Origin of the sequence: Tardiphaga sp., from assembly GCF_028290785.1 — a bacterium.
GTDB lineage: Bacteria > Pseudomonadota > Alphaproteobacteria > Rhizobiales > Xanthobacteraceae > Tardiphaga.
This window is the reverse complement of sequence record NZ_JAQGJD010000051.1, coordinates 1-24,880: the sequence shown is the minus strand read 5'-3', so window position 1 is coordinate 24,880 and position 24,880 is coordinate 1. Positions and strand designations below refer to the sequence as shown.

At 64.4% G+C, this 24,880-nt stretch carries 23 protein-coding genes and 1 pseudogene; 16 read left to right on the top strand and 8 right to left on the bottom strand.

Features of this window, described 5'->3' with window-relative positions; translation table 11 throughout:
- Both JWR89_RS02855 and JWR89_RS02850 read left to right on the top strand, forming a co-directional pair.
- Positions 1 to 312: efflux RND transporter permease subunit (locus JWR89_RS02855; protein ID WP_299711573.1), on the top strand; the 312-nt coding region annotated here is incomplete at its 5' end.
- On the top strand, positions 309 to 1,205 hold the full coding sequence (locus JWR89_RS02850; protein WP_299711570.1) for an HlyD family efflux transporter periplasmic adaptor subunit: 897 nt from the start codon (positions 309 to 311) through the stop codon (positions 1,203 to 1,205). The genes JWR89_RS02855 and JWR89_RS02850, both read left to right, overlap by 4 nt.
- A 16-nt stretch (positions 1,206 to 1,221) precedes the next feature.
- Here JWR89_RS02850 and JWR89_RS02845 read toward each other — a convergent pair whose 3' ends face one another.
- Positions 1,222 to 2,091, bottom strand: coding sequence for a caspase family protein (locus JWR89_RS02845; protein WP_299711567.1), 870 nt, complete (start codon positions 2,089 to 2,091; stop codon positions 1,222 to 1,224).
- 588 nt (positions 2,092 to 2,679) lie between these two features.
- On the opposite strand from JWR89_RS02845, the gene JWR89_RS02840 reads away from it, so the two are divergent.
- From JWR89_RS02840 to JWR89_RS02830, 3 genes are all read left to right on the top strand, one after another.
- Positions 2,680 to 3,405, top strand: coding sequence for a thermonuclease family protein (locus JWR89_RS02840; protein ID WP_299711564.1), 726 nt, complete (start codon positions 2,680 to 2,682; stop codon positions 3,403 to 3,405).
- A 186-nt stretch (positions 3,406 to 3,591) separates the two neighbouring features.
- The gene (locus JWR89_RS02835; RefSeq protein WP_299711576.1) at positions 3,592 to 4,329 is read left to right on the top strand and encodes an LssY C-terminal domain-containing protein; all 738 of its coding nucleotides are present in this window, start codon (positions 3,592 to 3,594) and stop codon (positions 4,327 to 4,329) included.
- A gap of 99 nt (positions 4,330 to 4,428) precedes the next feature.
- Entirely contained in the window at positions 4,429 to 5,607 is a 1,179-nt protein-coding gene (locus JWR89_RS02830; protein WP_299711561.1) for an aminotransferase class V-fold PLP-dependent enzyme, read from the top strand.
- 39 nt (positions 5,608 to 5,646) lie between these two features.
- Here JWR89_RS02830 and JWR89_RS02825 read toward each other — a convergent pair whose 3' ends face one another.
- A complete protein-coding gene (locus tag JWR89_RS02825) occupies positions 5,647 to 6,060 on the bottom strand; it encodes a VOC family protein (RefSeq protein ID WP_299711558.1) in 414 nt (137 codons plus the stop codon).
- A 153-nt stretch (positions 6,061 to 6,213) separates the two neighbouring features.
- Here JWR89_RS02825 and JWR89_RS02820 point away from each other — a divergent pair, with 153 nt between their 5' ends.
- Both JWR89_RS02820 and JWR89_RS02815 read left to right on the top strand, forming a co-directional pair.
- Complete coding sequence (locus JWR89_RS02820) at positions 6,214 to 7,200, top strand: tripartite tricarboxylate transporter substrate binding protein (RefSeq protein WP_299711554.1); 987 nt, start codon at positions 6,214 to 6,216, stop codon at positions 7,198 to 7,200.
- A gap of 152 nt (positions 7,201 to 7,352) precedes the next feature.
- On the top strand, positions 7,353 to 7,607 hold the full coding sequence (locus tag JWR89_RS02815) for a DUF3551 domain-containing protein (RefSeq protein WP_299711552.1): 255 nt from the start codon (positions 7,353 to 7,355) through the stop codon (positions 7,605 to 7,607).
- A gap of 81 nt (positions 7,608 to 7,688) precedes the next feature.
- Here JWR89_RS02815 and JWR89_RS02810 read toward each other — a convergent pair whose 3' ends face one another.
- From JWR89_RS02810 to JWR89_RS02795, 4 genes are all read right to left on the bottom strand, one after another.
- On the bottom strand, positions 7,689 to 8,369 hold the full coding sequence (locus tag JWR89_RS02810; protein WP_299711549.1) for a spermidine synthase: 681 nt from the start codon (positions 8,367 to 8,369) through the stop codon (positions 7,689 to 7,691).
- A gap of 12 nt (positions 8,370 to 8,381) precedes the next feature.
- Positions 8,382 to 9,755 (bottom strand): amidohydrolase family protein, encoded by a 1,374-nt coding sequence (locus JWR89_RS02805; RefSeq protein WP_299711547.1) that lies wholly within the window; start codon positions 9,753 to 9,755, stop codon positions 8,382 to 8,384.
- Positions 9,756 to 9,841: 86 nt separating this feature from the next.
- The gene (locus JWR89_RS02800) at positions 9,842 to 10,579 is read right to left on the bottom strand and encodes a DUF72 domain-containing protein (protein WP_299711544.1); all 738 of its coding nucleotides are present in this window, start codon (positions 10,577 to 10,579) and stop codon (positions 9,842 to 9,844) included.
- 72 nt (positions 10,580 to 10,651) lie between these two features.
- Entirely contained in the window at positions 10,652 to 13,027 is a 2,376-nt protein-coding gene (locus tag JWR89_RS02795) for an alpha-amylase family glycosyl hydrolase (RefSeq protein ID WP_299711542.1), read from the bottom strand.
- Between JWR89_RS02795 and JWR89_RS02790 the strand changes: the two genes are divergently transcribed.
- Both JWR89_RS02790 and JWR89_RS02785 read left to right on the top strand, forming a co-directional pair.
- The gene (locus JWR89_RS02790) at positions 13,008 to 13,250 is read left to right on the top strand and encodes a hypothetical protein (RefSeq protein ID WP_299711540.1); all 243 of its coding nucleotides are present in this window, start codon (positions 13,008 to 13,010) and stop codon (positions 13,248 to 13,250) included. The two genes, JWR89_RS02795 and JWR89_RS02790, sit on opposite strands and share 20 nt — an antisense overlap.
- Positions 13,247 to 14,884 carry a choline dehydrogenase gene (locus JWR89_RS02785; protein WP_299711537.1) on the top strand — a complete coding sequence of 546 codons (1,638 nt, stop codon included), beginning with the start codon at positions 13,247 to 13,249 and terminating at the stop codon, positions 14,882 to 14,884. The genes JWR89_RS02790 and JWR89_RS02785 overlap by 4 nt, the downstream gene beginning before the upstream one ends.
- Positions 14,885 to 15,070: 186 nt before the next feature.
- Here the strand turns inward: JWR89_RS02785 and JWR89_RS02780 are convergent, their stop codons facing one another.
- Both JWR89_RS02780 and JWR89_RS02775 read right to left on the bottom strand, forming a co-directional pair.
- Complete coding sequence (locus tag JWR89_RS02780; RefSeq protein ID WP_299711535.1) at positions 15,071 to 17,176, bottom strand: molybdopterin oxidoreductase family protein; 2,106 nt, start codon at positions 17,174 to 17,176, stop codon at positions 15,071 to 15,073.
- A 105-nt stretch (positions 17,177 to 17,281) separates the two neighbouring features.
- On the bottom strand, positions 17,282 to 17,473 hold the full coding sequence (locus JWR89_RS02775; protein ID WP_299711533.1) for a hypothetical protein: 192 nt from the start codon (positions 17,471 to 17,473) through the stop codon (positions 17,282 to 17,284).
- Between the two features lie 223 nt (positions 17,474 to 17,696).
- Here JWR89_RS02775 and JWR89_RS02770 point away from each other — a divergent pair, with 223 nt between their 5' ends.
- The 7 genes and pseudogenes from JWR89_RS02770 to JWR89_RS02740 form a co-directional block, all read left to right on the top strand.
- The gene (locus JWR89_RS02770; RefSeq protein WP_299711530.1) at positions 17,697 to 19,973 is read left to right on the top strand and encodes an FdhF/YdeP family oxidoreductase; all 2,277 of its coding nucleotides are present in this window, start codon (positions 17,697 to 17,699) and stop codon (positions 19,971 to 19,973) included.
- A gap of 98 nt (positions 19,974 to 20,071) precedes the next feature.
- Positions 20,072 to 21,352 (top strand): MFS transporter, encoded by a 1,281-nt coding sequence (locus JWR89_RS02765; RefSeq protein WP_299711528.1) that lies wholly within the window; start codon positions 20,072 to 20,074, stop codon positions 21,350 to 21,352.
- 109 nt (positions 21,353 to 21,461) lie between these two features.
- On the top strand, positions 21,462 to 21,662 hold the full coding sequence (locus JWR89_RS02760; RefSeq protein WP_299711525.1) for a hypothetical protein: 201 nt from the start codon (positions 21,462 to 21,464) through the stop codon (positions 21,660 to 21,662).
- A gap of 246 nt (positions 21,663 to 21,908) precedes the next feature.
- Positions 21,909 to 23,153 carry an ABC transporter substrate-binding protein gene (locus JWR89_RS02755; RefSeq protein ID WP_299711523.1) on the top strand — a complete coding sequence of 415 codons (1,245 nt, stop codon included), beginning with the start codon at positions 21,909 to 21,911 and terminating at the stop codon, positions 23,151 to 23,153.
- A gap of 9 nt (positions 23,154 to 23,162) precedes the next feature.
- Positions 23,163 to 23,882, top strand: coding sequence for an ABC transporter ATP-binding protein (locus JWR89_RS02750; RefSeq protein ID WP_299711520.1), 720 nt, complete (start codon positions 23,163 to 23,165; stop codon positions 23,880 to 23,882).
- Complete coding sequence (locus JWR89_RS02745) at positions 23,875 to 24,579, top strand: ABC transporter ATP-binding protein (protein ID WP_299711518.1); 705 nt, start codon at positions 23,875 to 23,877, stop codon at positions 24,577 to 24,579. The genes JWR89_RS02750 and JWR89_RS02745 overlap by 8 nt, the downstream gene beginning before the upstream one ends.
- Positions 24,580 to 24,591: 12 nt before the next feature.
- Positions 24,592 to 24,880: pseudogene (locus tag JWR89_RS02740) on the top strand (branched-chain amino acid ABC transporter permease); the annotation flags it as partial.

The following is a 24,880-nucleotide window of genomic DNA, read 5'->3' as shown; positions in this document are numbered from 1 at the left end:
GCGATGATCGACGCCGGCATGAAGCGGGCGCGACCGATCGTGATGACCACCATCGCCATGGCCGCCGGCATGATGCCGTCTGCTTTGGCGTGGGGCGCCGGCGGCGAATTCCGCTCGCCGATGGCGCTCGCGGTGATCGGCGGCCTGATCTTCTCCACCGTGCTGTCGCTGATCTTCGTGCCGGCGATGTTCATGATGATGGACGACGTCGGCGAACTGTCCTGGCGCTACGGCAAGAAGCTGCTGATTTCGAGCGGGGAGGAAGACCGCCCGGACGCGCCGCCGCCGGTGATCGGTCAGAAGGTGAAATGACCATGCCGATCTTCCCCATTGTTAAGCTCGGGCTGTCCGCGACGCTGACCTCGCTGCTGCTCGCCGCGCTGTGCCTGCCGGCCTGCGCCGCCGACGAGCCGGAGGCCCCGAAGGGCGCCGCCGTGACCGTGCTGACCGCGGCAAAATCCTGTTTCTGGGATATCGTCGAGGTGTCGGGAATCCTGACCCCGAAAGAGGAAGTCTCGATCCGGCCGGACCGCCCCGGCCTGCGGGTGGCCGAGGTGCTGGTGGATGCCGGCGAAACCGTCACGGCCGGCCAGATCCTGGCCCGGCTGACCCCGCCGGAAGGCGGATCGCTGCAGGTGCAGGCGACAGTAGCCGGTCTGATCAGCGCATCGACGGCGGTGGTCGGGACCATTGCGTCGGGCAAAGGCGAGGCGCTGTTCAGCATTATCCCGCGCAGCGAATTTGATTTCATCGGTCAGGTGCCGACCCGCGACCTGCCCAAGCTCAAGGTCGACCAGGCGGTGAAGATCAAAGTGATCGGCACCGGCGAACTGGATGGCAAGGTGCGCCGCATCGGCGCCACGGTGGAGCCGAACAGCCAGCTCGGCCAGGTCACCGTGTCGATCACATCGGCGCGGCGGCTGATGAGCAATGCCTACGCGCGCGCGATGATCAAGACCGGCGAGAGCTGCGGCATCGCGGTGCCGCTGACGGCGATCTTGTACGGCACCGGCGGCACGGTGGTGCAGGTGGTGCGACGCCAGCGCGTCGAGGCCCGCCGCGTCGAGGTCGGGCTGATGTCCGCGGGGCGCGTCGAGATTCGCGAAGGTCTGGCCGAAGGCGACGTGGTCGTGGCCCGCGCCGGCGCCTTGCTGCGCGAAGGCGATCCGGTGCGGCCGGTGGCGGCAAGTGCGGGTCCGAAATAACCAGTTCGTTAGGAGACTAACTGCCGGCCTTGACGGCGGGGGCTGCGACCGCGGCGCCGAACGGCACGTCATCCACCAGCGAGGAGGACACCGCCGGAACCTGCTCGCCCTCGGACGCCTTGGTCACGGCGACCCGGGTCTTGCTGAACGCCGCCTCGGCGCCCACGGGCTTTTCATTGAGGTTCTTCAGCAACTCAGTAACCAGCAGGCTGGTCGGCCCCTCGGCGTCTTCGGCGACCTTGCCCGGCGTGGCCGAAGACAGGATCAGCGCATTGTCCGGCACTGAGATGGGCGCCAGGCCACGCGAGTAGCCGCGGAAGCGGCGTTCATAGGGATTGCGGCGCGAGGCGTCGATCACCACCAGCTTGGCGTGAGCGCCACGTTCCTTCATGGCATCAAGGATCGATTCGACGCTGGTGCCGTCGCGGCGAACGTCGCCTTCTTTCCAGATCGCGGCATCGACCGGCAACATGAAGCTCTGGCGGCCGACCTGCACGCCGAAGCCACCGAAATACAGCATCACCACGGAATCCGGTGTGATCTTGGACTTCAGCCGCTCGACGGCGCGGGCCATGTCGTCGCGGGTAGCGTCTTCCACCACCTCGACGTCGAAGCCATCGCGGCGCAGGGCTGCGGTCATGGCGCGCGCATCGTTAATCGGCTGGCTCAGCGGCGCGTGGGCATCGGGATAATGGCCGTTGCCGATCACCAGCGCGACACGCGCACTCCCGCTAACGGCGGCTTCCTTGAGGCTGACAGCCGTGGCGGCGTCCAGCGAACGCTTGTTGAATGCGGCATGGGCACCGAGCGCCAGCGATACCAGGCCGGCAAAAGCAGCGGCGATGGTGATCGAGCGACGGGATACGCGAAACTGCCGTACGTTCATGACAATCATTCCTGGTCATCGTTCAAGCGCAACGCTTCAGTCGCGCGAACGCCGATGTAGGTTTGAGGGGGTGCTGAACTCATGAGCAACCATTGCGCTCAATTTGCGGCACCGCAGCAAACCTGTTGTTAACCCCTCATGGGCGCCAGGGCAACCGGTAAGCGATTGAATTTAAGACAGAGTTACTGACGCACTATGCGCGAATAGCCACCTGCGCACTCCGAGATACCGTTTTCGACGGGAAGTACGCAATATTGTCGGTTTCTCGGGGACTTAGGTTCCAGAACGGGAACCGGCGTGGGAACGCTTAGTGAGGGACGACGGCCTCAGCGCAGAGAACACGGGTGAGCGCGTGCTGCCCCACCACGGGCCGTACTTGGCAATGAAGAGCGAGACGTCAGTATCGCCAACGATCCAAGCGGCCAACCGCCATCAGCTGCGGCGCGCGCCGATTGTACTTGCGGCAATGCAAAGAGCATCTGATCGCCAGTTCATCGCGTGAAGTTGAAGCCGCCGCGCTGGCTTGTGAAACGAAATGCCCGCACTGTCCGCATTCCCGTAGTCCAGTCGCGCCGAATGGTCCCATCGATGCTGAACAAATTTTGCCTTGCGCTTCTGGCGCTGTGCCTGCCCACTTTGGCACAGGCCGCCGATGTCACCGGCGCGCCGAAGATCCGCGACGGCGATCAGGTTGTTTTCGGCAACACCCGCGTTCGTCTTGCGGGCATCGACGCCCCCTCTCAGGACCAACTCTGCCTTAATGCCACCGGCGAGCGCTGGAGCTGCGGCGTCGCGGCCCATGAGGCGCTGGCGAAGCATGTCGGCGACAAGAGCTGGACCTGCCATGTGCAGCGCACCGACCGCTTCGGCCGCTCGGTGGCCAAATGCGAGGTCGATGGCGAGGACATCTCGCAGTGGATGGTGAAGAGCGGCTGGGCGCTGTCTTATGTGCGGTTTTCGCACGCCTACGATGCCGACGAGGCGACCGCGCGCGAGGCCAAGGCCGGGCTGTGGGAAGGCGCCTTCATCGCGCCCTGGGACTGGCGCGTCCGTAACAAGAAGACCGCTATCCTGGGTGCGGTCAAGCCGCCGGACAACGCTATCGCCATCCTGCTGGCGTCGGCCTCGGGGCCGGTAGCGCCGTCGCCAACCTGCAATATCAAGGGCAACGTCAACCGCGCCGGCGTCTGCATCTATCACACGCCGCAGAGCCGCTGGTACGCCAAGATCAGCATGAAGGTCAGCAAGGGCACCCGCTGGTTCTGCTCGGTGGAAGAAGCCGAGGCGGCCGGCTGCCGCGAGACCAAACGATAGCGCGCACGGTCTTTGTCCGCTGCCGGAGCGACAGTACGCCAGGATGCAACATGCTACGCTCTCTGAATCCGAGGCCCGAGAGCGCGACGTTTGACCGCCGATCACACTGATACGCATCCGAAACGAAGACGGGGCCGCGTTCACCGCACGCTGCGAGTGACGGCCTATCTGCTGATCGCCTACGGGATGCTCGCCTACTTCCTGCTGCCGCTGTTCTGGACCCATTACGAGCACCAGCAGCGCCTGGCCGGGCTGCCGATGACCACCCTGACGGCGCAGGGCATTCCCGGCGATCCAATCAATGTCGGCCTGATCGGTGACAGCAAGGACGTGCTGTGCGCGATGCACGAAGCCGGCTGGTATCCCGCCGATCCCGTCACCTTGCGTTCGTCGATCGAGATTGCCGGCAGCGTGCTGCTGGATCGTCCCTACAAGGATGCGCCGGTCAGCCCACTGTTTTATCTCGGACGCCGCGAGGATCTCGCTTTCGAGAAGCCGTCCGGCCGCAGCGCCGATCATCGCCACCACGTGCGATTCTGGAAGGTGCTGGACAAGGGCCAGGAGGATCGCCCGGTATGGCTCGGCGATGCCACCTTTGACCGCAGCGTGGGCATCAGTAACTACACCGGCGCCATCACGCATCACATATCGGCCGATATCGACGCCGAACGAAGCGTGTTGTCCGGCGACCTCGACACGGCCGGCATGGTGGAGGCGAAATACCAGGTGACGGGCATCGGCCCGACCGTGGCTGGCCGCAACGGCGGCGGCGACCCGTATTACACCGACGGCGAAGTATGGATCCTGCGGCTGGTGCAGGCGTGCCAGAAGCGCAGTGATCCTGCGGTCACGATCCCGAGCCCGCCGGCCACCGAGATCAAGGACCAGATATTCGCCGCGATCGCCGCCGCGCTCGGCAAATGACGCGGCTGTGCCTTGAATTTCGCGCGTGGCTGCGGCATCCATCAAACCCTACCTTCGCCCGGTCATCCCGCCATGGCGTGCTCTCAACAAGGACAAATAATGGTCGTTCGCGCAGGGCGTGAGTTTCTCGCCATCCCCGGTCCCACCACGATGCCCGACGAAGTGCTGCGCGCCATGCACCGCCCGGCGCTGGACATCTATTCCGACACGATGGTGCAGATGACCGCCAGCCTGCTGCGCGACCTCGGCACGCTATTCGCGACCAAGGGCCAGACCTACATCTACATCGCCAATGGCCATGGCGCGTGGGAAGCCACGCTCAGCAATGTGCTGTCGCGCGGCGACAAGATCCTGGTGCTGGAGAGCGGCCGCTTCGCGGTCGGCTGGGGCAATGCCGCGCGCGCCATGGGCGTCGATGTCGAGGGCCTGAAGGGCGACTGGCGCCGCGCCATCCGCCCGGCGGAAGTCGAGGCGCGGCTTCGCGCCGACACCACACATGAGATCAAGGCCGTGCTGGCGGTGCAGGTCGACACCGCGTCCGGCGCCTATAATGACATCGAGGCGATCGGCCGCGCGATCAAGGCAGCAGGCCATCCGGCGTTGTTCATGGTCGATGCCGTAGCGTCACTGGGCTGCATGCCGTTCGAGATGGATGCGTGGGGCATCGACGTCGCCATGTCGGGCTCGCAGAAGGGCCTGATGGCGCCTCCCGGGCTCGGCTTCGTCGCCGCCAACGACCGCGCCCGCGCCGTGCACAAGACCGCCGGCCTGCGCACACCGTACTGGGACTGGACCGGGCGCGAGGGACCCGAGCACTACAACAAATATTCCGGCACCGCGCCGGTGCACCTGCTGTTCGCTCAGCGCCAGGCCATCGACATGCTGTTCGACGAGAAGCTGGAAAACGTGTTTCGGCGGCATCAATTGCTCGCGGAAGCGGTGCGCCGCGCCGTCGCCGTATGGTCGGAGGGCCAGATGCTGGGCTTCAACATCGAAGAGCCGACGGAACGTTCCAACACCGTAACAACCGTGGCGATGAAGGATCCGGCGCCGTTACTGGCCTACTGCAAGGACATGTGCGGCGTGATCCTCGGCGTTGGGATCGGCGACCTCTCCGGCAAAGCATTCCGCATTGCCCATATGGGCCACGTCAATGCGCCGATGATTCTCGGCACCCTCGGCGTGATCGAGATGGGCCTGCAGGCCCTCGGCATTCCGCACGGCAAGGGCGGCACCGAGGCCGCGATCAACTATCTCGGCGAGAGTGTGGCCGCGTAAAGGCGGATGGTTGCGGAGTGCGCGGCGGCGTCGGACGGTTCAGCCGATTTCGTAAGACGAAATTTCGATCAGGCTGCCGTCGGGATCGCGGCAATACACCGAGCGCAACACACCGCGGGCGCCCTGCTTGGACGTCGGCCCTTCCTCGATGACGACGTTACAGGCCTTGAGATGCGCGACCACCACATCGGGCGAGGCGGAGGTCAAAAAGCACAGGTCGTCGCTGCCGGCCATCTCGTGGTCGGCGGTGAACCACTCGACCTTATCGGCATTCACCGGGCGCAAATTGATCTTCTGGGCGCCGAAACTCACCGAGGTGCGCGGCGTCTTGCCGTGACCGGGATCGAACACCTTGATGGCCATGCCCAGCACTTCGCCATACCAGGCGGCCGAGCGTTCGACGTCGGCCACGTTGAGGACGAGATGATCGAGCGCGGTGACGGTGACGGACATGCGTGTTTCCTGTGCAGTGGAGCCGGCGGGCGCGACATTCACCAGACTTTTGGCCGCACTGGCCGATAGTTGAATTGTTTGATACAACGCGCCGTTGTCAATTCAATACATGCTGACCCGCGCGACAAGTCGCGGCAGCCGGGAGAGAATAATATGGCTACACGTCGCGCCGCGGTCGCAATGATGGCGATGGGCTTTTCTACCTTGGTTTCCGTCGTTGGTTTTTCGGGCAGCGCCGCGGCGCTGGATTATCCGACCAGGCCAGTGCGCTTCGTGGTGGGCTACCCCGCCGGCGGCGCCACCGACATCCTTGCCCGGCTGATCGGTCAGCGGCTTTCGGAGCGGACCGGCCAGCAATTCGTTGTCGAAAACAAGCCCGGCGCCGGCAACAACATCGGCACCGAGTCGGTGGTGAATGCGGAACCGGACGGCTACACCGTACTGCTGGTCAATCCCGCCAACTACATCAATGCGACGCTGTACGCCAAGCTCAGCTTCAATTTCCTGCGCGACATTGCGCCGGTGGCGGCGTTCAACCGCACCGCCAACGTGATGACGGTTGCCAAGGACGTGCCGGCGAAAACGGTTCCGGAATTCATTGCCTATGTGAAAGCCAACCCGGGCAAGATCAACATGGCGTCGTCCGGCAATGGCACCTCGGTGCATCTGTCGGGCGAAATGTTCATGATGATGACTGGCGCCAAGATGCAGCACATCCCCTATCGCGGCGCCGCGCCTGCGATCACCGACATGCTCGGCGGTCAGGTGCAGGTGATCTTCGACAACATGCCATCGATCATCCAGCACATCCGCGCCGGTAGCTTGCGTGCGCTGGCGGTGACCACGGCGGCGCGCTCGGAACTGCTGCCGGACGTGCCCGTGCTGGCCGATTCCGTGCCGGGCTATGAGGCGAGCGCGCTGTTCGGTATGGGCGCTCCAAAGAAGACGCCGCCGGAAATTATCGCCAAGCTCAACAGCGAGATCAACGCGGTGCTGGCGGAGCCGGCAACCAAGGCCAAGCTGATCGAACTGGGCGGCGATCCGCTGACCGGAACGCCGGAAGCGTTCGGCAAGATGATCGCCGCTGAAACTGAGAAGTGGGAGAAGGTCGTGAAGGCCGCCGGCGTCAAGGTCGAATGATCCAATGCGACACCGCGGCTATCTCGCTCCCGCGAGCGACGTGGTATAACCATCACGATACCGGGATCGGCCGGCGTCCGCGGGAACATACTATCATCGGCCCCGTTCCCTCCCTGACAACCTGATACCGCAGCCGCGGAGGAGATATGAACATGCGCAATATGATGCTCGCCCTGCTGGCCTTTGGTACCGTGACGGCCGCTGCCTCAAGCCAGGCTTCGGCCGCCCCGACCTATCCTTACTGCATCCAGTCACAGGCGTTCGGTACCGATTGCTCATATCCAAGCTATCAGGCCTGCCAGGCAACGGCTTCCGGGCGCGGCGTGCAATGCATCGTCAATCCGGTGATCGCGTTCAATCCGCAGCCCGAACCGCGCCGGCCGGGCCGCCGCAGTTATAATTACTAAGCCACGAGTCCATCGGACCCGAAAATCACACCCGCCGATGCGAATCGGCGGGTGTCGCTTTTTGTACCTGCGGCGACGCTGCTAGGATGCCGGCCGCGTCGCGATCCAGATCACATGGCGCGCGCCGCCACGGCTGCCGGTGGCACGGATCTTGACCTCTTCGGCGGCAAACCCGGCCTTGCCGAGTCGCTTGGTGAACTTGTCGTTGGGAAATGACGACCACACCGCCAGGATGCCGCCGGGGGCCAGTGCCGCATACGCCGCCTGCAGGCCCTTCAGATCGTACAACGCATCGTTGGATTTTCGCGTCAGCCCTTCCGGGCCGTTATCGACGTCGAGCAGAATCGCATCATACTGTCCGCGCCCCGCGGCAATGGCCTGCACCACATCGGCCTCGCGCAGTTCGACGCGGGGATCGACCAGGCAGTCGCCGGACATCTCCGACATCGGCCCTCGCGCCCAGGCGACGATCGCCGGCACCAGTTCGACCACGGTGATCTTCGCCTGCGGCCCTAGCACCTTCAGCGCCGCACGAAGCGTAAATCCCATGCCTAAGCCGCCGATCAGCAGCCTCGGGGCCGCCAGCGCCTTGATGCGAAAGCAGGTCAGCGTCGCAAGCGCCTCCTCGGAGCCGAACAGCCGGCTGCTCATCAGCTCGTTCTGACCAAGCTTGATGGTGAATTCGTCGCCGCGCTGCATCAGCCGCAGCTGCACGCCACCACCGGGGACGTCCGCGGTATCGATCAATTTCCAGGGGAGCACAGGCTTCTTTCTTTAGCTGGCGCGCGCGGCAAGCCGCGGCGGACGCACGAAACGGCCGTTGCCGGCTTCGGCGGTGACGTTCGTGCCGTCGAAGATCTGCTCGCCGCGCAGGTAGGTGGCGACCGGGCGATACGGCAGCTCGATGCCGGCATAGGGGCTCCAGGTCACAAAGTTGTGGCCGGAGGCGGCGGGGTCGTAGCGGTGCGGCGCATGCGCCATGACCACGAGATCGGCATCGCGGCCGGGCTCGATGGCGCCCTTGCGGTGGCCGATCCGGAACAGCCGCGCCGGGTTGGCGGCGAGCAGCCGCGCCGCATGTCTGATGTCGAGCCGGCGTTCGGTGAGGCCCTTCAACAACAGCGCATACAGCACTTCGAGGCCGGGCACTCCGGACGAGTTCTTCAGCATCTCCGGATCGTTCTTGCGGTTCTCCGACCAGGAGACGTGATCGGTGGAGACCACCGTGACATGGCCGGCGGCGAGATGCTGCCACAGCTTCTCGACTTCGGCGCGCGGCCGGATCGGCGGGTTGATCTTGGCCTTGCCGCCGAGCCGCGAGACGTCGTTCTCCTCATCAAGGATGAGATAGTGGATGCAGGCTTCCACCGTCGCGTCGAAACCCTGCCTGCGGTAGCTCTCGCACAAATCATAGCCGCGGCCGACCGAGCAATGCACCACATGGGCGGAACAGCCCGCCTGCGCGCCGAGCTCGTAGACCTCGGCCATTGCCAGCGTCTCGGTCACCGGCGGGCGCGACAGGCCATGGGCGCGGTAGTCGGTGATTCCCGATGCTTCGACCGCGGCGATGGCGGCGCGCACCATCTCGTCGTTCTCATTGTGCACGCCGGCTGCCAGTCCGTGCTTACCGATCTCGGTAAAGCATTCGTAGAGGACCTGCGGCGCGATCCGCGGAAACCGCTTCGGGTCGGTGTTGAAGGTGGAGAACTTGAAGGCGGCGACGCCGGCCTCCACCATGCCGGCGATGTGGCGGGCGCCATCCTCGGGGGCGATAGTGCCGTACAGCGCAAAATCGACACGGGACTGCGCACCGGCCTCGGCGATCTTCTGCCGTACCCGATCGCCGGTGCAGACCAGGAAGCCGGCGTCATAGGGCATGTCGACGATGGTGGTGACGCCACCGGCCGCGGCCGCACGGGTCGACCAGATGAAATCCTCCTGGTTGAGCTGCGACTTCGAATGCACCTGGGCGTCGATGGCCCCGGGCAGCACGTAGGAAGAGCCGAAATCTTCCCGCGCCTTCGCCTGGGGCGCCGGGCCGCTGCCGACGCGCTCGACGATGCCGCCGCGAATCGCGACATAGCCATCCTCGAGCACGCGGTCGGTGAGCACGACGCGGCCGGTGACGACGAGATCAAAATCACTCATGGGATTTCCGGTTTGCGGCGAGAGAGGGGATATCGAATGGCCGTCGATAGCACCCGCTGCGCCCCCGGAGAAGGCCTCCCGCTGCGTTACGGCATGACTGCCATCGCATTGCCCAGTGCGGCGCTCGCGGCGGTATTGTCGAAGATGCACCAGGTCGGAATTTTCCGGCGATGCGATTCGCTCAATCGGTGACGAAGCGCCGCCAACGCCGCATCGTCGTAATCCGAATAATAGACCCGCGGCGCGCCATGCCAGCGATAATAAGCGAGCCCCTGCCAGCCACCCGGCTCGCCGGCGCCCGGCACCCGCGCCGGATCGGCTGCGACCCGGGCAATCCGGCGCTCCTTAAGTCGGCCGTCTACCTCCGCCGTGAACCAGCTCGCATGGCGGGGCTCGAGCGCAATAGGTGTGTCGATCCGCCCACGGAGCTCCTCCAGGAACACATCGAACACCTTAGGGTCGAACGCCTGTTTCGGCGGCAGTTGCAACAGCAGAACCCCCAGCCGGTCGCCGAGGCCCGTCACCTCGCCGACGAAGCGATCCAGCAAGGCGCCGCAATCCGCCAGCGCGTTGTCATGGCTGACGGCCTTGGGCAGCTTCACCGCAAAGCGGAAATGCGCCGGCGTGGCGTTGGCCCATCGCTCATAGGTCTTGTGCTGATGCGGCTTGAGGAACGATGAGTTGATTTCCACGGCATTGAGATGTCTGGCGTAGCGCTCAAGATGACTGCCGGGAGCTGGAATCAGGTCGGCATAGCGCGACGCGATGCTCCAGCCGGCAGTGCCGATGCGTAGGTCCGCCGAATTGTCGGCCGACGAAATCATGAATCGAGATCGGATGTGACGCGCATGCGTCTCAATGCCGACGGCGACCCTCCGGTTCCTTGCTGTGACGTATCAGGCCGGACCGAGATATTCGAGCACGACAATCCCGACGGCCGGTATGCGCAGGTCGATGGTGCCGCCGCTGCAGATGATCGCGCCGGCGTTTCGCCCTCCTTGGCCGCCATAAATGGTCGCGTCGGAATTGAGCACCTCGCGCCAGGCGCCGTCGGGAAGCGAAAGAGACGAGAAACGATAGCCCTGCTCGAACGCCTGGTTGGCGAGGCTTGCCACCACCAGCATGTGCGCATCGCCGTGCCAGCGCTGGAACGCCAGCACGCGGTTGGTATCGTGGGCGTGAACGATCGCCACATCGACGCCACGCAGCGTCGCGCGGCTGCGGCGCAACCAGATCGCATCGCGATAGAATCGACGGAGCGCGGCACCGGTCGTGGCACCGAGCGTGGCGAAGTCCTCGCGATGCCGCATCCAGTCGTTGTAGCGATAGGGCTCGCGGGCGCCGACTTCCTCGCCCATGAAGAACATCGGCGTACCCGGTGCGAGCAGCGTCAGGCCGGCGACGACACGGCAGCGCGCCTCGGCCCAGCGCTGGTTGCCGTCGAGCTGACCGTTGACGGCGACCTGGATGGTGCGGGCGGAGAAGATCTCCTTGCCGTTCTCCGTATAGGAAGCGTTGCCGGCCTGGTCGTGGGATTCGTGATAGATCACCCGGGTTCTGGACTGCATCAGCACCTGGCCTAACTTCGACATCGCCAGCGGCCGGTCGTCGCCGAAGCCCGCGACATAAAGCAACCGCGCATTGTCAGGGCTGTTCTGCGAGTCGCCGATCAGGTTGTGGTACCACTCCGCCCACCAGATTGCATCGAAGCCGATGCCGCCGGTGTCCTGCGCCTCGAGCATCGCCGGCCATCCGCTATGGTCCTCGGCGACCAGCATCACCGACGGCTTGGCCAGCCGCAGCGTTCGTACCCATTCGCGCAGCATCTTGGTGCCAAAGCGGTTGGCGTCCGGACAGGACGCGCCGTTGCCGTGCAGGACGTTGTCGCGGTGGAACGCCTGGGTCAGATCTACGCGGAAGCCATCGATGTGGAATTCGGTGAGGAACACCAGCGCACTGCTGGCGAACAGCCGGCGAACCAGTTCATCGCGATAATTCGGCGCAAAGCCGGTCGAGCCGTTGTCGACGTAGCCATCGTCTGGCCTCGGCCAGCGGTTCTCCGGGCCTTCGTACCAATAGTAGCGGTTGGTCTCTGGCGAGGCGCTGTCGTATTGCCATTCGCAACGCTCGGCGTCGGCGACCCAGTGATTGTAGACCACGTCCATTAGCACCGCGATGCCGCGGCGGTGGCAGGCGCGCACGAAGTGCTTGAGTTCGTCGCGGCCGCCGCCGGCATATTCGGTTGCGAAATGATGCGACGTACCGTAGCCCCAGCTCCATCCTTGCGCCTCGGCCGTGGGGAGCAATTCGATCGCGTTGATGCCCAGCGTGCAGAGATCGTCGAGCATCGCGATGGCATCGGCGAAGGTGCCTGGCGTCGGACGACCGAAGCCCAGCCCTTCGACATGCAATTCGTAGATGACGAGATCGCGCAGTTGCTGCGGCACCGGGCGCAAGGGGCTGTGTTCGTCGGCCCAGAACTCGGCGTCGCTCAGCCAGAGCGTCTCCGGAAACACGCCTTCGTTCAACACCGCGGTGACGCGTTCAGGGTCGATGACGATGGAGCAGCTCTTGGTTCCATCGAGGTCCTGCCGTGTGCCGTCCCACGGCGGATTGTTCGGGTCCGGCGCCGCCTCCGGATCCTTGTCGCCGCCGCCGATCTGGCCACGCGCGAAAATATCAGTGCGATAGCGGACCGTGCCATCGTCGCGCCGGATGCGAAACATGTAGAGCCGGCGATCCCAGTCGGCGAAGGAGGCGAAGGCCGGATCTCTGTCGTCAGTCTGCCAGCCGTTGTTGCCGGGTGTCATGGCAAAGACATGGGTGATGCCGGTTCCGTCGTTGGCGATGTAGCCGCTGACCGCTTCGCCGACCACAAGGTCAACCGCCTGCGCGCGCGGCGCGGAAACCGTAAAGCGAATCGCCGCGGTCGTGGCACCGGCCGGATAAATCTTGTTGGCACCAAAGCGGCGGTTGATGTTGAAGTGATAGCGGGCCCCGGGCTGGCCGGGCTTCAAGATGCGGAATTGGGCCGTATTGGACGCATCGGCGACCTCGGTCGGTATCAGCCACGAATCCGGCCCGGCGGGACCGTCGCCGATCACGCCCCACAGAAAGGCGCGATCGGAATCGGACCGATCAAGTTCGATCTCCGCGAACCACGCCGGGCAGCCGTCCTCCGCCACGAAGGCCTGCATCGGCGACGTCGTCCAGTCATCCGAATAACGCCCGGCGCGGTCCCAGCTACCGCGAATGCGCAAGCTGCTGAACACCTGCTGGCGTATTCCGCTCCACCATTCAAAACGAACGACTGACATCGGCGACCCCATCAATATGGTCGATGCACCCATCGCGGCCGGCGGCTCAAATCCAACCACAGATTTTACGACATTGAAACTTCGCATCGGCCGAATGCGCGCGGCGCAATACAGGGTAGCTGTTTACTTTCCGGGAAATTCCGCTTTCTCTGCAAGAAAACATCTGGGGGAAGCATGAATAGTCCAACCGCGGCCGATCGCGCCGCCTCATCCCATGCCGCGGAATTCGACTACATTATCGTCGGTGCGGGATCGGCGGGCTGCGTGCTGGCCAACCGGCTCAGCGCATCGGGCAAGTACTCGGTGCTGCTGCTGGAGGCCGGTCCGAAGGACCGCAACATCTGGATTCACGTACCGCTCGGCTACGGCAAGCTGTTCAAAGAACGCACCGTCAATTGGATGTACCAGACCGAGCCCGAGCCGGGGCTCGATGGCCGCAGCATCTTCCAGCCTCGCGGCAAAACGCTCGGCGGCTCCAGTTCGATCAACGGCCTGCTCTATGTGCGCGGCCAGCACGAGGACTACGATCGCTGGCGCCAGCACGGCAATATCGGCTGGGGCTTCGATGACGTGCTGCCCTACTTCAGGAAGGCAGAGGACCAGCAACGCGGCGCCGACGAATTCCACGGCACCGGCGGGCCGCTGCCGGTGTCCGATACGCGGCATCCCGATGTGCTGTCGGACGCCTTCATCGCCGCGGCGGTCGAGACCGGCTTGCCGTTCAATCCGGATTTCAACGGCGCCACGCAGGAAGGCGTCGGCCTGTTCCAGACCACGACGCGGCGCGGCCGACGCGCCTCCACCGCGGTGGCCTATCTGCGCCCGGCGCTGAAGCAGGGGCATTTACGCGTCGAGACGGACGCGCTGGCGCAGCGCGTGCTGTTCGAGGGCCGTCGTGCGGTCGGCGTCGAATACAGGCAGCATGGCGTGGCGCACGTCGCCCGTGCCCGCCAGGAAGTTCTAGTGTGCAGCGGCGCCTATAATTCGCCACAACTGCTGCAACTGTCGGGCATCGGCCCCGCCGATTTGCTGCGCCAGCACGGCATCGAGGTGGTGATGGACGCGCCCGGCGTCGGTCGCGATTTGCAGGACCACATGCAGGTCCGCATGGTGATGCGCTGCGCGCAGAAGATCACGCTGAACGACATCGTCAATCATCCGATCCGCAAGACGATGATGGCGCTACGCTACGCCGCCTTCCGCACCGGACCGCTGACCATCGCGGCGGGCACCGCCGGCGCGTTCTTCAAGACCGATCCGCGGCTGGCGACGCCGGACATCCAGGTTCACTTTCTGCCGTTCTCGACCGACAAGATGGGCGAGGCGCTGCATTCGTATTCCGGCTTCTCGGCCTCAGTGTGCCAGCTACGGCCGGAGAGCCGCGGCTCGCTGCGCATCAAGAGCGCCGACCCCTCGGTACCCCCGGAGATCCGCATCAACTACCTCGCCACCGAGACGGACCGCACTGCCAATGTCGAGGGCCTGAAGATTCTGCGAAAGATGCTGCATGCTCCGGCGCTGAAACCATTCGTCATCGATGAGGTCGAACCGGGCGCCGCAGTTGTCAGCGACTCAGACCTGCTGGCCTATTGCCGGCAGCGCGGCAGCACCATCTATCACCCGACCTCGACCTGCCGGATGGGCAACGATTCGCTGGCGGTGGTCGATCAGCGCCTGCGGGTGCGCGGCATCGACGGGTTGCGCGTGGTCGATGGCTCGATCATGCCGGACCTGGTGTCGGGCAACACCAATGCGCCGATCATCATGATCGCGGAGAAGGCGTCAGAGATGATTTTGCAGGATGCAGGGTAAAAGGCGCGCCGCATTTGCAGTTTCGTTTCCCGGACGCGACGCAGCACGAAGTGCGGCTTCGCAGATCCGGGATCCCGGTTTCTTGTTCGCAGATAACCGGGGCCCCGGATCTGCAGCGCACCACGCTGCCTGCGGCAGCGCGTTGCGCAGCGTCCGGGGAACGGAAAACGCGGTGAAGAGAAATTTCTACGCCGTAGCCTTCTTCATCCACACCTTGTTGTCGTGAAACGCGGCGCCGCCATAGGGGGCCACTGCGTCGCCACCGGTGAGCATGTTGATGCCGCGGCCGCTGATGTGGGACTTGTTGGGGTGCACGGATTCCGCCACCAGCACGCCGCGGCGCAGCCCCGGAAAAATCCGCGCCGTCAGCGTGGTCTCGCCGCGCGGATTGCCAAGCGTAACGTCGTCGCCATCGGCGATGCCGAGTTTCGCCGCGTCTTCGGGATGCATCATGACGCTGGGCGCGCCCTCGCGGGTCTTCGACGACGGCGTCTCGTTGAAACTGGTGTTGAGAAAACTGCGCGCCGGGCTGGTGGCGAGACGAAACGGGTGCGCGTCGTCGGCCTGTTCGATCACCGCCCAATGGTCCGGGAACGACGGCATCTGGTCCCACGCGCCCATCAGCCCGGCATTGGGCATCGGTACTTGCGACCAGTCAGCCTTGAAGTGGAATTTGCCGTCCGCGTGCGCAAAGCCGTCGAGATAGTGCGAGGTGCGGAAATCCGGCTGCAGATCGCGCCACAGGTCGGCCTGCAATTCGTCGATTCCGCCGCGGCCGCTGGCCTGCAGCGTCTCGTCGATGATGTCGCGCGGCGTCATTCCGAACGCGCGATGCTCGGCTCCGAGCCGCTCCGCCAGGCCCTGCAACACGTCGTGGTTGGAGCGGCATTCGCCGGGCGGATCAATCAGCTTGGCGCCGACCGAAATATGCTGGTGGCCGCCGCCGTAGTACAGATCGTCATGCTCCATGAACATGGTCGCCGGCAGCACGATGTCGGCCATCGAAGCGGTCTCGGTCATGAACTGCTCGTGCACCGCGACGAAAAGATCCTCGCGCGCAAAACCTTCGCGGACCAACGCCTGCTCCGGCGCTACCGTCATCGGATTGGTGTTCTGGATCAGCATCGCCTTGACCGGCGGGCCGCGCTGCAACGCCTCCGTATCGCCGGTGAGGATGCGGCCGATCTTCGACTGATCAAGCCGGCGCGTATCGGGATCGATAAGGTCGAGCCCCTCAATCAGCGTCTTGTCGAATTTCCACAACGCCGCGTTGTTGTAGAACGCGCCACCGCCCTCATGCTGCCAAGCACCGGTGACGGCGGGAATGCACAGCGCCGCATGCATCTGCGTCGCGCCGTTGCGGCTGCGGGTGAAGCCGTAGCCGAGCCGGAAGAAGCTGCGCGGGGTCTCTCCAACCAATCTGGCGAACGCCTCGATCTCCGCAACCGACACGCCACAGATGGCCGACGCCCATTCCGGTGTGCGCGTGGCAAGATGGGCCTCGAGTTCGGGCGACGCGTCGGTATATCTGGCGAGATAATCGCGGTCGGCAAGACCGTCGCGAAACAGCACATGCATCACCGCGGCGGCGAAGGCGCCGTCGGTGCCGGGCCGCAGCAGGATCTTGATGTCGGCCTGCTTCATGGTGTCGTTGTCGTAGATATCGACCACGGCCAGCTTCGTGCCGCGCTCCTTGCGGGCGCGGGACACGTGGGTCATGACGTTGACCTGGGTCGAAACCGGATTGGTGCCCCAGATCACGATCAGGTCCGACATCGCCATCTCGCGCGGATCGACGCCCGCGACCTTGCCGGTCCCCGCCGTGAAGCCGGCCCAGGCGATGGTGGCGCAGATCGTGCTGAAGAAGCGGGAGTATTTTTTAATATGAGCGAGGCGGTTGATGCCGTCGCGCATCACCAGTCCCATCGTGCCGGCGTAATAATACGGCCACACTGACTGCGCCCCGAAATCGCGCTCGGCGGCGTCGAAGCGCGCGGCAATTTCGTCGAGCGCTTCGTCCCAGGTGATCGGCGCAAACTGCCCGGAGCCCTTCGGCCCGGTGCGGCGCATCGGGTGCAGCAGCCGTTCGGGATGATGGATGCGCTCGGCGTAGCGCGCGACCTTGGCGCAGACGACACCAGCGGTGTAGCTCTGCTGTTTCGAGCCACGGACCCGTCCGATGGTCGCGCCATCGATCACCTCGATGTCGAGCGCGCAGGCGGAGGGGCAATCATGCGGACAGGTCGAATGGCGAATGTCGATCTTGGCGTCGATTTTGGTCTGAATGTTCATATGAAGAGGATATCACAGGGCGGAGACGACGAAAGTCGTGGTTCTGCGTATTTGCGCGGCAAGGTGGCGCCTACATCGGCATGATGCGATGTGGGCGCCCGTCCCTTATTTTTCCATCGCGTCGCGTTGCGCCACGAGCTTGTCGAGTTCGTCGTTCTGCTGCGCCAGGCGGTCGGCGGTGCGCTCCTCGTTCTGCTCGCCGGAAGCGCCTGTCGCCTGCTCGATCAACTGGCGGATATTGTCGCGCAGAATCGCGATGCGATCGTCGAGTTCCGCGGCTGAAAGCGTGGCGTTCATGAGCTTGCTCCGGGCCCACCGTGGGCATGCGCCACTCTATCGCGCGCGTCGACGGCTTCCTACCAAAAAATCGGAACAGCTCATTGGCACTGCCAATGGGGCGATTGCAAAACGCCGCGCAACTTTCAATCAAAGGTGATTGTCATCGGCATTGGTGGAACGCGCGATGTGGTAGCTTCTCTCCATACGGCCATATGGGCCTCTGCGGTAAGGATCATTCGCGATGGCGAAGCGTAAAGTCGAGGGCGTCGAAGACTATCAGGGCGCCGCCGCCGGATGGGGTGCGCTGAAAGCCGTGGCTGGTGCATTGCGCGGCCAGATGGCGGTGGTCAACGAGACCCACGGCCTGCTCACCATGAACCAGCCGCACGGCTTCGATTGCCCGGGCTGCGCCTGGCCCGATCCGAAACACACCTCGTCCTTCGAATTCTGCGAGAACGGCGCCAAAGCCGTGTCGTGGGAAGCAACCTCCAAGCGCACCACGCCGGAATTCTTCGCCGCCCATACGGTGAGCGAACTCTGGGAGTGGAACGATCACGACCTCGAAAATGAGGGGCGCCTTACCCACCCGATGGCCTACGACAAGGCCAGCGACCGTTACGTTCCGATTTCGTGGGAAGACGCGATGACGCGGATTGGCGCTGCCTTGCGCGCGCTCGATGATCCCAACATGGCGGAGTTCTACACCTCAGGCCGCTGCTCCAACGAGGCAGCGTTCCTGTATCAGCTGTTCGTGCGCGAATACGGCACCAACAACTTTCCCGATTGCTCCAACATGTGCCACGAGGCGACCAGCGTCGGCCTGCCGCAATCGATCGGCGTCGGCAAGGGCACGGTGACGCTGGAAGACTTCGACCATGCGGACGCGATCTTCTGCATCGGCCACAATCCCGGAACCAACCATCCGCGGATGCTGACGACGTTGCGCGAATGCGCCAAGCGCGGCGCCGCCATTGTCTCGATCAACCCGCTGCGCGAGCGCGGGCTGGAGCGCTTCATGTCGCCGCAGCATCCGGTGGAAATGCTGACCAACAGCTCGACCCAGCTCTCCTCGGCCTATTACCAGGTCAAGGTCGGTGGCGACGTCGCTGTGCTGAAGGGCATGATGAAGACGGTGATCGCACTCGACGCGGCAAGCCTCGCCGAAGGTGGCGAGGGCGTGCTCGACCGCGCCTTCATCGCCGAACATACCGACGGCATCGACGCGCTGCTCGCCGATCTCGCGGCGACGTCGTGGGAACGGATCGAAAAATCCGCCGGTCTCACGCGCGGCGAGATCGAGGAGATCGGCACGATCTACGCGCGAGCAAAGAACGTTATCATCAATTACGGCATGGGCATCACGCAGCATCGCCATGGCACCGGCAACGTGCAGCAAATCGCCAATCTGCTGATGCTGCGCGGCAACCTCGGCCGCCCCGGGGCCGGCATCTCGCCGCTGCGCGGCCATTCCAACGTGCAGGGCGACCGCACCGTGGGGATCACCGAGCTGCCGAATCAGGCGCTGCTCGACGGCATCAAGAAGGTGTTCGGATTCGAGCCACCCACGCAACACGGCCACGACGCGGTGGCCGCGGTTCGCGCGATCCGCGACGGCCGCTCCAAAGCGTTGATCTGCCTGGGCGGCAACCTCGCAGTGGCGATGTCGGATCCCGAAACCACCTATCCGGCGATGCGCGGCCTCGATCTCGCGGTTCATATCGCCACCAAGCTGAACCGCTCGCATCTACTGATGGCGAAGGAATCGATCATCCTGCCGTGCCTTGGGCGCACCGAGATCGATGTGCAAGCCTCGGGGACGCAGCTGGTCACGGTCGAGGATTCGATGTCGATGGTGCACGGCTCGCGCGGCGGACTAAAGCCCGCGTCCGAGCATCTGAAGTCGGAAATCCTGATCGTCGCCGAGATGGCGAAGGCGGCGCTGCCGGCGACCAAAGTCAAATGGATGGAGCTGGCCGCCGACTACAGCAAGATCCGCGACGCCATCGAAGGTGTGTTTCCCGCATTCAAGGACTACAACAAACGCATCCAGGAGCCCGGCGGTTTTCGCCTGCGCAATGCGGCGTCCGAACGAGAATGGCTGACGCCGGGCAAGAAGGCGAATTTCCTTATTTTTTCCGGCCTCTATGAGGATGGATCGGCCGACGACGCGCTGACCTTGACCACGATCCGCAGCCACGACCAGTACAACACCACCATCTACGGCATGAACGACCGCTATCGCGGCATCACCGGGCGGCGCGACGTCGTGTTCGTCAACGCGCAGGACCTCGCCAGCCGCGGGCTGCAACATGGCGACCGGATCGACCTCTCGGTCGCCGGTAATCCGGCGCGCACCCTACGCGGCATGACCGCGGTGGCCTACAAGATCGCGCAGGGCTCGGTGGCGGCGTATTATCCCGAAGCCAACATGCTGGTGGCGCTGGACCAGCACGATGCGAAGTCCGGCACCCCCGCCTACAAGTCGATCCCGATCGTGATCGCGGCATCAGCGACGTAGCGGCAGCGCCGCTCTAATCTCTCCCCGCCCGGTGCGGGGCGAGGGGGGGCGTCGCCATCGGCTTGCTCCGCGAACCTTTTCGTCGTACCCGGGCGGCCATGAACAGCGCCATCGAACCGGCCACCAAGAGCCCTGAATCGACCGCGCCGCGGATCGGCTACGCGCTGATGGCGGCGATGGTGATCCTGACCTGCGGCCACATCCTGTCCAACCTGCTGCGCACCACGCCGGCGGTGGCCATCGACCTGATGGCAGCCGACCTCGGTTCGACCGCGCAGAAGCTGGCGGCGCTCACCGCCGCCTATCACTTCTCCTTCGCGATCTGCCAGGTTCCGATCGGCGTCGCGCTGGATCGCTACAGCATCCGCAACGTGGCGCTGACGCTGTTCGCCGGCACCATCGCCGGCGCCGCCTTGGCTGCGCTTTCGCGCGGGCCGCTGAGCTTTCTCGCTGCGCAATTACTGCTCGGCATGGCGACGTCGGGCATGCTGATGTGCCCGATGGCGCTGGCCGCCAAGCGACTGACGCCGATGCAATTCGGGCTATGGTCCGGACTGATCCTGTCGCTCGGCAATGCCGGCATGCTGCTGTCGTCCAGTCCGCTCGCTTACGTGGTCGAGCACTGGGGCTGGCGCGCAGGCTTCTGGATCGCCGGCGCCGCGGCGCTGGTGGTCGCTGTGCTGGTCATGCTGATCGTGCCCAACGACAGACCGCAGCAGTCCCAGTCCCGGGCGCTACTGTCGGAGATGACCACGGTGCTCCGGCTCGGCGTATCGCCGCTGCTGCGCGGCATCGTGATTCTCGCTTTCGTGTCGCTGGCGGTGCAGATCGTGCTGCGCGGACTGTGGGCCGGGCCGTGGCTGATGAACGTCAAGGGCCTGTCGCGGCTCGATGCCGGCAACGTGCTGGCGATCTTCACCGTGGCGCTGGTGATCGGTCCGGCGCTGAGCGGCATCGCCGATCGCAAGTTCGGCCAGCGTCGCCGGCTGCTGCTGGTCTCGCAATTGCTGGCGGCCGCCTTGTTCGTGGTGATGGCGCTGGGCGGGCCCGGTTATCCGCTGGCCGAGGCGTTCGGCGTCGTATTCATGCCCGCCTCGTTCGATATCGCCGTACTGGTCTCGATCGGCTTGCTGGTCTGCGTGCAGCCGCTGATCTATGCGATGACGCGGCAGGTGACGCCGGTCGAGCATACCGGCAAAGCGCTGTCCGCCGTGAACCTGTCGTTCTTCTTGGGTACCGCGGTGATGCAGTCGGTGACCAGCCCGATCGCGGCAGCATGGGGGCTGCCCGCGGTCTTGATCGCCATGGCGGTATTCCTGACCGTCGGTACCGTCGTCTTCTTCGTGCTGACGCGTCCGCCGGCAGCACCGGCTGCATAATTTCTCGTGATTCGCTCCGGCAATTCTGGAGTTGCGCCAAGTCTTATGCTCTGATGGGAGAGCGAAGCGACGACAATGTTGCACGCGGTCTTTGCAGGGAGGACTTCACTTGCCTTTTTTTGTCAAGGGGACGGATACGTCCGGGACCATCTCGCTGCGCCGCGATAGCGCGGGCGCCGCCATCAAGAAAGCCAAAGAGCTCCTGGGTGACGGCTGCTGGGATATCGAAATCACCGGTCCGGACGGGCAGGCCCGCGAGCTGGCCGAGTTCGAAGCGTTGCAGAGCGTGGCCGCTGACCGCAACGGTTGAAGCCGCGCCCGATTATCCCGTTTCGCGCGTCGCAGTGACGACAGCCCCCTCGCCGATGCATGGCCTGCATAGGTGCTTAAGCGCGCCTGTGGTTTGACGCCACCGCGCAAACCCGGCTAACTCCGAAAAACGTTGGTCGCCCAAATCGACAGAGTCTCGCTCTGCGCATCGACTTATCATGCCCGGCGTTCAACGATAACAAGACAACGCGCCGCCGCAGCGAAGCGTCGAAACGGAGGATTCAACATGACCATCACCCGACGCACATTCGGCCTTGGCGCCTCCGCGCTGCTGGCAGGCCCGATCGCCGCCCCCCTAATCCGCAAGGCGGGCGCGGCCGAGCCGGCGATCCGGATCGGCGTGGTCAATTCCATGAGCGGCGGCCTCGCGGCCTATGCCCAGGAAGGCCAGCCGGCGTTCGAATACATCATCAAGAAGATCAATGCCGAGGGCGGCATCAAGAGCAAGGGCGGCGCCAAGATCGAGCTGGTAATGGCCGACGATACCAGCCAGCCGGCACGCACTGCTGCCGAGGCGCGCCGGCTGATCACCGAAGAAAAGATCCAGTTGCTCACCGGCACCATCCTCAGCGCGCAGATGCTGGCGCTGACGCCGGTGGTCGACGAAGCCAAAATCCCGACGCTGTCGGTGTGGGCCGGCGGCTCGCAATCGAGCTACATGTTCACGCTGGGATATCCCTACGACCGCGGCTACGCGCAGACGATGCATGACTTCGTCATTTCGCTGCGCGACGACGGCAAGTTTCCAATCAAGACCGCGGTGATGGCCTATTCGAACTACGAGGCCGGCCAGCAGTCCAACAAGTTCCTGGTCGAGAAGCTGAAGGCCAGCGGCATCCAGATTGTCGGCGAAGCCGCGCTCGACATCCGCGCCCAGGATCAGACCGCGGCGATGGTGCGAATCCGCTCGCTGAAGCCCGACGTGGTGGTTGGGCTGGTCACACCGCGCGACGGCATCCTGCTGCATCAGGCACGCTACAACCTGAACTATCACGGCAGCATCTTCTGCGGCGGCACCGGCGGCTATTCCGACCTGTCGCTGTGGAAAGATCTCGGCCCCGAGATCGGCAAGGCCGTGCTGACCCGCAACCTCTTCGGCATGACCGGCTTCAGTGAAGGCGCCAAAATCCCGTCGATGCAGGCCATCGTCAAGGAATTGCGCGAGGTCGCCAAGCTGGAGAAGATCGGCCAGGGCGCCGTGCAATATGCACAGGCCGCCCGTGTGCTGCAGCAGGTATTGGAGAACGCCAAGTCGCTGCAGAGCGAGGCGCTGCTCGACGCGCTGAAGAACGTCAACATCCCGTTCGGCGATCCCAATCTCTACGTCTCTAAGCCGCACGGCCTGCAGTTCGCGGAAGACCGCCTGCTCAAGGACGGCTCGGCGATGTTCATCCAGTGGACGCCGGAACAGGAGCAGCAGGTCGTCTTCCCCAAGGAATTCGCCCAGGTGCCGCCGCGCGCCAAAGTCTGAGGGCGCGTCGTGGCATTTCTTGAAGTCGCCAACGTCACCAAGAAATTCGGCGGGCTGGTCGCGCTCAACGCGGTCAGCTTCGATGTCGAACAGGGTGAGATTCTTGGCATCATCGGCCCGAACGGTGCCGGCAAGACGACGCTGTTCGGCGTCATCTCCGGGTTCATTCCGCCGAGCCAGGGCGACGTGCAGTTCGACGGCGCCAGCATTACTGGCGTCTCGCCGGATCGTCTGGTGCGCCGCGGGTTGATGCGCAGCTTCCAGATCGTGCAGAGCTTCGCCGACATGACCACGCTCGATGTGGTGACCACCGCGGCGCTGACGCGGCGGCCGATGCGCGAAGCCGTCGATTATGCGGCGCAGGCGCTGCTCCGCGTCGGCCTCGGCGGCAAGGAGAACAAGACGCCGCTGACGTTGTCGCTGCAGGACAAGAAGCTGCTGGAACTGGCGAAGTGCATCGCCACCGATCCGCGCTGCATCCTGCTCGACGAAGTGATGGCCGGCCTCACCATGGCCGAGACCGCGGCGCCGATCGCGATCATCGAGGAGTTGAACCGGCAGGGCGTCACCATCGTGATGGTCGAGCATGTGATGCCGGTCATCATGCGACTGGCCAAGCGGATGGTGGTAATCAACTTCGGCGAGAAGATCGCGCAGGGCACGCCCGACGCGATCCTCAAGGACCAGCGCGTCATCGATGCCTATTTCGGAGACCACATCGATGCTTGAGATCGACAACCTCGTCGCCGGCTACGGCGGCGTCGCCGTGCTGCGCGATATCAATGTCACGATGGCGGCCGGCGAGATCGTCGGCCTGCTCGGCGCCAACAATGCCGGCAAGACCACTTTGATCAATTCGCTGTCCGGCATGGTGAAGCCGATGTCCGGCCGCATCCTGTTTCTCGGCCAGGACATCTCGAAACTGACGCCGCAGGCGCGGGTCGAGCTTGGCATCGTCCAGGTGCCGGAAGGCCGGCTGGTGTTTCCGGAGATGAGCATTCGCGAAAACCTGCTGCTCGGCGGCATCAATGCGCATGCGCGCAAGAACCGTCCGCAGCAGATGGACAAGGTGTTGGCGCTGTTCCCGCGGCTCGGCGAACGGTTGTCGCAGAGCGCCGGCTCGCTGTCCGGCGGCGAGCAGCAGATGCTGGCGATCGGTCGTGGCCTGATGGCCGAAGCCAAGCTCCTGATGCTCGACGAGCCCTCGCTCGGGCTGTCGCCATTGTTTGTGCAGTACATCTTCGAGATCATCGACAGGCTGCACGATGAAGGCCTGACCATCCTGCTGGTCGAACAGAATTTGAACCTGACGCTGCGTCACGCCAAACGCTGCTACGTGCTGGAGCGCGGTCAGGTGGCGGTGGAGGGCGACGCGGAAACGGTCAAGAACGATCCGCGCACCCGCAGCGCCTATCTCGGTTTGTGATCGGAGAGTGATGTGACCGAACTTTATCAGGCCCTCGCCCAGGGCCTCCTGATCGGCAGCACCTATGGGCTGCTGGCGCTGGGCATGGGCCTCGTTTACGGCGTGTCCGGCGTCGTCAATTTCTCCCACGGCGATTTCATTTCGCTCGGCATGTTCATGTGCCTGGCGCTGTATTCCGCCTTCTCGCTCGACCCCTATGTCTCGGTGCTGATCACAGTGCCGCTGATGACCGCGATCGGCGCGGTGGTCTACATCTTCCTGATCCGGCCGATGGTCGGGCACCAGTTCCTGATGGTGGTGC

What these genes read in the sequence shown, in the direction of transcription:
- JWR89_RS02835 (WP_299711576.1), top strand. Translation starts at nt 3,592, where the DNA reads ATGCTCGCCTACTTCCTGCTGCCGCTGTTCTGGACCCATTACGAGCAC.
- JWR89_RS02785 (WP_299711537.1), top strand. Translation starts at nt 13,247, where the DNA reads ATGAATAGTCCAACCGCGGCCGATCGCGCCGCCTCATCCCATGCCGCG.
- JWR89_RS02815 (WP_299711552.1), top strand. Translation starts at nt 7,353, where the DNA reads ATGCGCAATATGATGCTCGCCCTGCTGGCCTTTGGTACCGTGACGGCC.
- JWR89_RS02775 (WP_299711533.1), bottom strand. Translation starts at nt 17,473, where the DNA reads ATGAACGCCACGCTTTCAGCCGCGGAACTCGACGATCGCATCGCGATT.
- JWR89_RS02825 (WP_299711558.1), bottom strand. Translation starts at nt 6,060, where the DNA reads ATGTCCGTCACCGTCACCGCGCTCGATCATCTCGTCCTCAACGTGGCC.
- JWR89_RS02765 (WP_299711528.1), top strand. Translation starts at nt 20,072, where the DNA reads ATGAACAGCGCCATCGAACCGGCCACCAAGAGCCCTGAATCGACCGCG.
- JWR89_RS02770 (WP_299711530.1), top strand. Translation starts at nt 17,697, where the DNA reads ATGGCGAAGCGTAAAGTCGAGGGCGTCGAAGACTATCAGGGCGCCGCC.
- JWR89_RS02840 (WP_299711564.1), top strand. Translation starts at nt 2,680, where the DNA reads ATGCTGAACAAATTTTGCCTTGCGCTTCTGGCGCTGTGCCTGCCCACT.
- JWR89_RS02745 (WP_299711518.1), top strand. Translation starts at nt 23,875, where the DNA reads ATGCTTGAGATCGACAACCTCGTCGCCGGCTACGGCGGCGTCGCCGTG.
- JWR89_RS02845 (WP_299711567.1), bottom strand. Translation starts at nt 2,091, where the DNA reads ATGAACGTACGGCAGTTTCGCGTATCCCGTCGCTCGATCACCATCGCC.
- JWR89_RS02790 (WP_299711540.1), top strand. Translation starts at nt 13,008, where the DNA reads ATGCGCAAGCTGCTGAACACCTGCTGGCGTATTCCGCTCCACCATTCA.
- JWR89_RS02830 (WP_299711561.1), top strand. Translation starts at nt 4,429, where the DNA reads ATGGTCGTTCGCGCAGGGCGTGAGTTTCTCGCCATCCCCGGTCCCACC.
- JWR89_RS02755 (WP_299711523.1), top strand. Translation starts at nt 21,909, where the DNA reads ATGACCATCACCCGACGCACATTCGGCCTTGGCGCCTCCGCGCTGCTG.
- JWR89_RS02800 (WP_299711544.1), bottom strand. Translation starts at nt 10,579, where the DNA reads ATGATTTCGTCGGCCGACAATTCGGCGGACCTACGCATCGGCACTGCC.
- JWR89_RS02850 (WP_299711570.1), top strand. Translation starts at nt 309, where the DNA reads ATGACCATGCCGATCTTCCCCATTGTTAAGCTCGGGCTGTCCGCGACG.
- JWR89_RS02805 (WP_299711547.1), bottom strand. Translation starts at nt 9,755, where the DNA reads ATGAGTGATTTTGATCTCGTCGTCACCGGCCGCGTCGTGCTCACCGAC.
- JWR89_RS02820 (WP_299711554.1), top strand. Translation starts at nt 6,214, where the DNA reads ATGGCTACACGTCGCGCCGCGGTCGCAATGATGGCGATGGGCTTTTCT.
- JWR89_RS02780 (WP_299711535.1), bottom strand. Translation starts at nt 17,176, where the DNA reads ATGAACATTCAGACCAAAATCGACGCCAAGATCGACATTCGCCATTCG.